Annotated in this window: 6 protein-coding genes; 1 reads left to right on the forward strand and 5 read right to left on the reverse strand. The window is 59.6% G+C overall.

Annotated elements, in window-relative coordinates:
• Nucleotides 1–44 precede the first annotated feature (44 nt).
• The 3 genes from porZ to ACVWYF_RS15825 form a co-directional block, all read right to left on the reverse strand.
• Nucleotides 45–2,399: a type IX secretion system anionic LPS delivery protein PorZ gene (gene porZ, locus ACVWYF_RS15815; protein ID WP_457069695.1), complete on the reverse strand. Its 2,355-nt coding sequence runs from the start codon at nucleotides 2,397–2,399 to the stop codon at nucleotides 45–47.
• Nucleotides 2,400–2,470: 71 nt separating this feature from the next.
• On the reverse strand, nucleotides 2,471–3,097 hold the full coding sequence (locus ACVWYF_RS15820; RefSeq protein ID WP_457069697.1) for a thymidine kinase: 627 nt from the start codon (nucleotides 3,095–3,097) through the stop codon (nucleotides 2,471–2,473).
• Between the two features lie 150 nt (nucleotides 3,098–3,247).
• Complete coding sequence (locus tag ACVWYF_RS15825) at nucleotides 3,248–3,547, reverse strand: 2Fe-2S iron-sulfur cluster-binding protein (protein ID WP_457069699.1); 300 nt, start codon at nucleotides 3,545–3,547, stop codon at nucleotides 3,248–3,250.
• A 76-nt stretch (nucleotides 3,548–3,623) separates the two neighbouring features.
• Between ACVWYF_RS15825 and ACVWYF_RS15830 the strand changes: the two genes are divergently transcribed.
• Nucleotides 3,624–4,814, forward strand: coding sequence for a hypothetical protein (locus tag ACVWYF_RS15830; protein WP_457069701.1), 1,191 nt, complete (start codon nucleotides 3,624–3,626; stop codon nucleotides 4,812–4,814).
• A 69-nt stretch (nucleotides 4,815–4,883) separates the two neighbouring features.
• On the opposite strand, the gene ACVWYF_RS15835 is transcribed toward ACVWYF_RS15830, so the two are convergent.
• Both ACVWYF_RS15835 and rodA read right to left on the reverse strand, forming a co-directional pair.
• Complete coding sequence (locus ACVWYF_RS15835; RefSeq protein ID WP_457069703.1) at nucleotides 4,884–5,789, reverse strand: hypothetical protein; 906 nt, start codon at nucleotides 5,787–5,789, stop codon at nucleotides 4,884–4,886.
• Between the two features lie 431 nt (nucleotides 5,790–6,220).
• Nucleotides 6,221–7,516: a rod shape-determining protein RodA gene (gene rodA / locus ACVWYF_RS15840; RefSeq protein ID WP_457069705.1), complete on the reverse strand. Its 1,296-nt coding sequence runs from the start codon at nucleotides 7,514–7,516 to the stop codon at nucleotides 6,221–6,223.
• Nucleotides 7,517–7,663 lie beyond the last annotated feature (147 nt).

Consider the following 7,663-nt stretch of genomic DNA (forward strand, 5'->3'; position numbering starts at 1 on the left):
GCTAATGGCAGTACGCACATTCCCACATTCCACCCATTCTGCGCTCATTTGCTAAGGACGGCTACTTTGCTCACGCAACCGTTTTTGCCGTCGGCATCCGATGACAGCACGAGGTAAATGCCCGAGCGCACGCGCTGGCCATCGGGCATGGTCAGGTTCCAGGTAACGGCCCCGCCGGTAGCCGTGGTGGCGTACACGAGGTGCCCCGCCACGTCGGTAATTTTCACCAAGGCGTTATTGGCCAGGCCACTGATGCCTACGGTGCCCTGAAAATCGGGCCGTACCGGGTTAGGAAATGCGGCCGTGCAGTGGGGCTCGCCTTCGGTCACGGTGGCCGAGCCCCGATAGGCCACCACGCCGGCATCGGTGGCCACCCATACTTCGCCGGTTTTGTCGTTCACCTTCACGTCCACGATGCGGTTGGACGGCAAGGGGCTGTTGGCAGTGGTGAAATGCAGCAGCGCCTCGTCGGCATCGGGGCTGAACAGCCACAGGCCATTATCGGTCCCGAACCATTTGCGGTCGGCCCCATCAACGGCCAGCGTCCGCACGGCTTCGCTGAACAGCGCCGGAAAGCCCGTGCCTTCTCCGCGCCGCACCACCGGCAGCGTGAACCCGGCCGCCGACAGGAACGGCCCGCTCGGGTCATTAAACAGGGCCACGCCCTTGATGGTGGCCGCCCAGATGTAGCCGCGCCGGTCTTTCACCAGCTCGTAAATCTGGTTATCGGGCAGGCCGGCAGCGGTGCTGAACAGGCGCGGCGCATTGCCGGAAGCGGCGTTGGGGTCTACGGCGTACAGGCCAATGGCCGCCCCGGTGGCAGTGGGCTTGCGCGATACCGACACCCATACATACCCATTGTCATCCAGTGCGATGCGCTCCAGCGCTTCCATGCCAAATGCATACGGTGTGGTTTGCCACGTGGTGGTGGCCGGGTCCAGCAGGAACAGGCCCGAAGTACCCGGCAGCAGATGCCGGTTCACCACCCACACCTTGCCATCGGCAGTTGAGGCCAGGTCGGTGATATCCACGCGGGTGGGGTCGCCAAACGTGCCCAGCAACGGGCTGCCCGACGGCTTGCCTACGCCAAACTGCCGGAACTTGCCCGGCCCCTCCCACTCCAGCAGGCCGCCGTTAAAATGGCCAACGTAGAGCTTGCCGTCTGGTGTGCGGGTGCCCCGCACCGGGCTGATTGGGTTGGGATAATCCGTTGGATTGGGATAATTGGTAGCGTCGAAGTTGGTCCATTGTCCCGCGTTATACTCGTAGAAACCAGCCCGGTAACCCGACACATCGTACCGCTCCCCATACCGGCCCGTAAAAATGTCAACAATGTTCGTCCGCGCATCGGCCAGCACGCTGAAGGCCAAGTTACTCGCCGGGCCATTGGCCACGAACGACTCGGTGACAGTACCGGTCCCGGCCTGCACCCGCAACAAGCCTTTGGAATAATTGGCAACGTAATAGCTGCCATCGCGCGCACGCACCGCGTCGGCGGTGCCGGCCGGCGCGGGCACCACGGTAGTCACGCCGTTGCTGTCTACCCGCCGCACGCCGCCATCGTCAATAATAAACACGCCGCTGCTGCTGGTTCGCAGGTTGTTGAACCCGACCGAATAGCTGCCAGGCACCAGCTGCCAGGCGGCGGGCGTATACTTGTAAAGGCCTGAGTTATCCACCGCAGCATACACCTGGCCCTCATACGCGGCCAGCAGCCGGTACACCGGCCGGTTGGCCACCAAAGGCACCGGCAGGGAAACCGTCCAGTTGTTGTAGTCCAGCAAGTTTGTGTTGAGCGCTCCGCGCAACAAACCCGCCGAAGTAGCCAGATACAGGTAACCGCCCGTCGAGACGGCATCATACACGCTCACGATTGCGCCGCCCGGGCCAATGCTGCTGTACGTGTCGGTTATTTCCAGCTTGAGCAAATCAATGACGACCACGCCAAAGCTGGCCGATACATACGCCTTACCATTGCCAATGGATATGCGGTTGATGGGTCTGTTACCGACCTGAATTCCTCCCTGCGCTATTTTGCGCATCACATCGTTCAGGTTGCGCACGCTGCCATCGGGCCGGAGGACGTCGATATTGGCATTGAGATATCCCAGCACCGTTTGTTGCGTCACCGAGTCGTAGGCCAGCGCAGTTACGCCCACATCATTCAGGCCGTCGCGGCGCGAAAGCACCTGCGTAGTGGCCTGCTTCTTATCCAGAAAATAGAAGTTGTTTTCCGTGGCCACGTATAGCCGGTTGCCGGCATCGGCCAGCAATACGGGGTGGTTAGTGGGAAGGTGCAACTGCCAGTCGCCGTAGCCGGCCGTGTTTTGGGCCGAGGCGGCACCCGCCCACAAAACCAACCCGGCTAACCCAAACAAACAACGGAAAAAGTGGGACATACGCTCAGCAAAAGCTCAAAGTAAGGATAGGAAGCAGCGAGGCTGCCGTTGCCAACGCTGCACCCCGAAATTTAGTGCGTAGCGGCCGAGCGGGCTTCCGGCGGAGTCTCCCTGGCTTGCATCCCTTCCAGGAAACACGGCCGGCAGCGCGCTTCATAGGAGTCTGTTTCGCCCAGCAACACCTGGCTGGCGCTGGCCACAATCCGGTAAGAATACGAAGCTATTTCGCCGCAGCACACGCACACGGCATGCACCTTGGTCACGAATTCGGCCGTGGCCAACAGCGCCGGCATGGGGCCGAAGGGCCGCCCCAGGTAGTCCATATCGAGGCCGGCCACGATGACGCGGGTGCCGTTATTGGCCAGTTGCTCGCACACATCCACCAGCGAGCTGTCGAAAAACTGGCCTTCGTCGATGCCCACCACGTCGGACCCGGCCGCGAGCAGCAGGATTTCCGAGGCAATGGCCACCGGCGTCGAACGAATGCGGGCGGCATTGTGGCTCACCACATCTTCGGCGTGGTAGCGGGTATCGAGCGCGGGCTTAAAGATTTCGACCCGCTGCCGCGCAATGCGGGCACGGGTGAGGCGGCGAATCAGTTCTTCGGTTTTGCCCGAAAACATGGAGCCGCACACCACTTCAATCCAGCCCCGGCGGGGGGCATTGTGGCGGTTTCCGACGCGAGGTTCAATAAACAAAATACGGGCGGGCTTGGGTGGTTTTGAATCCTAAAGTTAGGAACGAACTGTCAAGGTCAACGCCCAACGTTTGCGCCCGCCCCGGCCCCGCACCAGCAAACACGCTGACCGCCTGCCTTTCCCATCAGCGCGGGACAGCCAATATTTTGGTTAATTGGCGGCTGGTCCTTCGCCGTATCGTACATGGGGTAATTTAGTGGCCTCGGGCACCCGGCCGGTGGCCTCGCCCGCGAGCAGTTGGGCCTGGCAGGTCAGGCGCTCATCGGGCAGCAGGCGGCCGGCGGCCTGGTAGCGCAGCTCGGCAGCGGTGAGCGGGCTCAGGTTTTCCTGGCCTGCCCGCAGCTGTAATCGGCAGGTGGTGCAGCGCCCTTTGGCTCCGCAGGCGTGCATCCAGTCGTGGCCTGCGGCTTGCAGGGCCGCCAGCAACGTAGCGCCAGCAGGTACGTTCACGGCCGCACCGGGCAAGTTTTCAATCGTCAACAGGGGCATTTGTGCCTAACTTCGGCCACCGAAACCCGGCCTTTTTATGAACGACAAATATAGCCTCGCCAAGTGTGTACAGTATGGCTGCCGCCTGGCTGCCCGGCTTTGCGACCAGCATTTCGGCCCCCAGCCCACCGCCACCCTCGACGGCCCGGCCGTGCTCAAGTTCACGCCCGTTCGCCAGCTCAACTTATTGGTTATCCGCCAGCTATTGGGCCAATGGCAGGCCGAAACCGCACGCCTGCGCAGTACCTATTTCGATTTTGAAGCCGCCCCCGTGCAGGCGGCCCTCGCCCAGTTCATGAATGTCCTTTCGCGCCATATCGGCCTAAACCGCGCGGCTTTTGAGCCCCTGCTGGCCCAGGCGGCGGCTGATACCCTTGGCATTGTGGCCGACCCGGCAGGCAGCTTCCAGCGCCTGCTGCTCGGCAATGCCGCAACGCCGGCCTTGGCTGGGCTGCGCGACAACCTGCGTTATTTTGACATCGACAAAGCTTTTTACCAAGGGTTTGTCGACAGCCTACCCGTTAGCGACGACCTCAGCCGCGATTTTCTCGCGCATCGGTTCGAGCTCTATCACGCCGCCAACTACAAGGCGCATCAGTCCATGCAGCGGCTCGTCACCGAGCTCAGCGCCCTGCTGCCCCTCACCACCGCCGACCTGCTCGAGGATGGCCCGGTATCCGCAGCTACAGCGCCTTTGCGGGCTGAAGCACCTGTTGCCACCCCGGCACCGGTTCCGGCCCCAACTCCGGCTTCGGTAGCACCTCCCACGTTCGTTGCGCCCCCCCAGGAAGAGTTGCCACCGCCACTTATGCCAGTTGCTCCCAATCCCGTTCCCACTGCCAAAGCCCCGGCCCGCCCGTTGTCAGATGCCGACTCGGCCAGCGTCCCCCTGCACGAAAAGCTAAAGGCCGGCCAGCAAGGCACACCTCTTTTGGCCGAAACCCTCCGGGCCACGGCAGCCCCCGCTTCGCTGGCCGAACGCGCCGGCCCTAAAGTTGACACCCTGCGCGAAGCCATTTCCATCAACCAGCGTTTCAGCTTCATCAATGAGTTGTTTAATGGTGAAAACATGGATTACCACGCCGCCATCCAGCACCTCGATTCCCTGCCCACCATCGACCAGGCCCGTGCTTACGTCACCACCGACCTCTCACAGCGCTACGACTGGAGCCGCAAAGAAGAACACGTCAACAAGCTCCTAAAGCTGATTGAGCGCAAATTCGCTTAGCAATACGCCCGACGCTTGCCCGTGTCGAGTCGTTTTTTTTTTAATTCACGAAGGCTAGCCGCATCCCGGCTAGCCTTCGTGAATTAGCGGTGTTGGCTGTGCCCACCTGAGCCCTGCCAGTACCAGCGCCAGCAACAGAGGCCATACGGGCACCAGAAACCGCGCCGCCCCCAATGGCCCGGTCAGGGTTGCCACGTACAGCAATAGCCCCACTGCCACCCAGCGCCCGTAGCGCACAGCAGGACTGCCGCATTGCAACCGACGGAAGCCGCGCACGGCAAATACTACCCGGGCTACGTTCGCGAGCAATAGCACTCCCAACAGGCCCAATTGCCCCCAGGGCAGGCTGGTGGCAGCCTGCCATAGCCGGCCCTGCCGCGCCTGCGTCAGCAAGCCGCCCCCGGCGGGTGAGGGCCAGCCCAGAAGCTGGCTCAAATCGAACCGGCCCGGGTCCAGGAACAACGCCACCATCCCCTGCGCGTGCTGCCGCGCATACAGGCCAATGTGCGCGGTCAGCATTGCCCCCGCCTGGGCCTGAATAAAATGCTGCCGCGTCGCAAAATCCGGCGTCGCATTCGCTTGGTCTAGTACCTGGGTCACCCATTTTTCTTCCACCTCCGGCCCAGCAATTTGCCGCAATACGCCTGCGGCATTGTACTGTAGCAAGTTTATTTCCGCAATGCTGGAGAAATGAAAGTACCCCGTTCGCTGCTCATTCCACAGCATATACAACCCTACCACCAGCACCGGCACAAAGCCAATAGCCGCCACCGCTGGCCGGCGATAGCGCCATCCCACTACCACGGCCAGTATCGCAATCCCCAAAGCCAACGGATAAAAAACCGGCTTTAGCAGCAAAGCAGCAACCACGCTCCCTACCACGCCCGCACAGTATCGCATTCGGGGCAACTTAATAAACGCTAAAGCCGCGACAGCAATGCCAAGCACCGCCGTTTGCAGCAGCGTTTCGCTCATCACGGCACTCGCATAAATGAATTGAGCCGGGAAAGTCAGCACGGCCACCACTGCCAGCGCCCAATCCCGGGAGCTTGGACATGCCCACCGAGCCCACCATCGCAGAACCAGCCCAAGGTTCAGCAGACTAAGCATGTTCTGAACCACTAGCAGCATTGCCGGGTGCCCACCGCTCCCTCCCAGTCCCAATATCACCAGCGGATAACCAGCCGGTCGAATCGTGAACTCCTGCACTGCTTGCCCACGAGGTGCCATTACAGGCCAGGGCCGGGCATAAAGCTCCCCGTGCTGCCATAGGTTCTGCGCCGCCTGCATGTAGCGCCCGGTATCCACGAAGGACCAGTTTCCTTGGTGCAGAACCCACGCCAATGTCAGGACGTGAGCGCCCACCAGTACCGCCCACACCCAGCCCGGCACGCGTGCGTTCCTCATCAGCGTACCAAATCCTGCTTACGGTAAGCATCCAGCGCCAGCAGGCTAAACAATAGAATGGTAAACGACCACAACGAAGACCCTCCGTAGCTGAAAAATGGCAACGGAATTCCCACCACCGGAGCCAGACCCATCGTCATGCCCATATTCACCGTGATATGGAAGAACAGCACACTGGCCACGCAATACCCGTATGTGCGCCCAAACACAGATTTTTGCCGTTCAGCCACATAAATAATGCGCCACAACAACGTCAGATAAAGCCCGATTACCACTGCACTACCAATCCAGCCAAACTCTTCCCCAACCGTGCAGAAAATAAAATCGGTACTCTGCTCAGGCACAAAATCAAATTTAGTCTGCGTCCCCTGCAGAAACCCTTTCCCCACCAATCCTCCTGACCCAATGGCAATCTTGCTCTGAGTCACGTTCCATCCCTTCCCCAATGGGTCCGAAGACGGGTTAATAAGTATTTCGATTCGCTGCCGCTGGTGGGGCTGTAATACGTGGTTATAAAAGAAATCCACCCCCACTACCATGCCAATAACGGCCACCCACACCCCAATTGCTAGCGGCAGGTGGTGTCTCAAAATTCGTCTATTCAATCCCAATACAGCCAGCAGCATGACCGTAAATGACGCCACTAGCCATATTTTTGGCACCACCAAAGCCAGTACCAACACAACACCCGCCACTGCCAGCAGAAGTAAAATTAACGGCGACATACCCTCCCGGAAATAAGCCAGCAGTAGCGCCCCAAACACCAATGCCTGCCCCGATTCGTTCGACGCTACAATAAGTAATGGTGGCAGCAAGGTAATCCCCGCCAATACCAACTGGTCCCGCCAATCCTGGTACCGCAGGTTAGTACTCGCCATAAAGCGTGAAGCCGCCAACGCAGTCGTAAATTTTGCAAACTCTGCCGGTTGCAGTCTCACTGGTCCCAATTCAAGCCAGGAGCGCGACCCAGCAATTGGCCGCGCCACCACCATGGTAACCAACAGTAGCACAATCATCCCGGCATATAAAGCATAAGCCAGCGTATCGTATGCTTTATAATCCACAACCAGTAAAACGACAATTAACATAACAGCCGTCCCAATCCACAACAATTGCTTGAACCAGTTAAAAGCCATCAGCTTATCGAAGCTTAAATTGCTCAAAGGGTTTGCTGGTGCATCCGGCGAATAACTCGATGCATAAATACAACCCCAACCAATCCCAACCAATATTACATAGAGCAATACCGTGACCCAATCTATACTTCGACTATGACGTGCGGGAGAGACTTGCACAAATAATATAAAAAGGGAATAAGGGGACAAAAGTACATCCGTACGGTCACCGGCCGGTGGGGTACAGCAAAAATCCTCCCGCGGGTGCTGGTGAAAGCATCCACGGGAGGATTTTCCTTTGTAAAAGGTTGGCGGCGACCGACTCTC

It is taken from the genome of Hymenobacter sp. UYAg731 (assembly GCF_054061335.1).

What these genes read in the sequence shown, in the direction of transcription:
- porZ (WP_457069695.1), bottom strand. Translation starts at nt 2,399, where the DNA reads ATGTCCCACTTTTTCCGTTGTTTGTTTGGGTTAGCCGGGTTGGTTTTG.
- ACVWYF_RS15830 (WP_457069701.1), top strand. Translation starts at nt 3,624, where the DNA reads ATGAACGACAAATATAGCCTCGCCAAGTGTGTACAGTATGGCTGCCGC.
- ACVWYF_RS15835 (WP_457069703.1), bottom strand. Translation starts at nt 5,789, where the DNA reads ATGAGCGAAACGCTGCTGCAAACGGCGGTGCTTGGCATTGCTGTCGCG.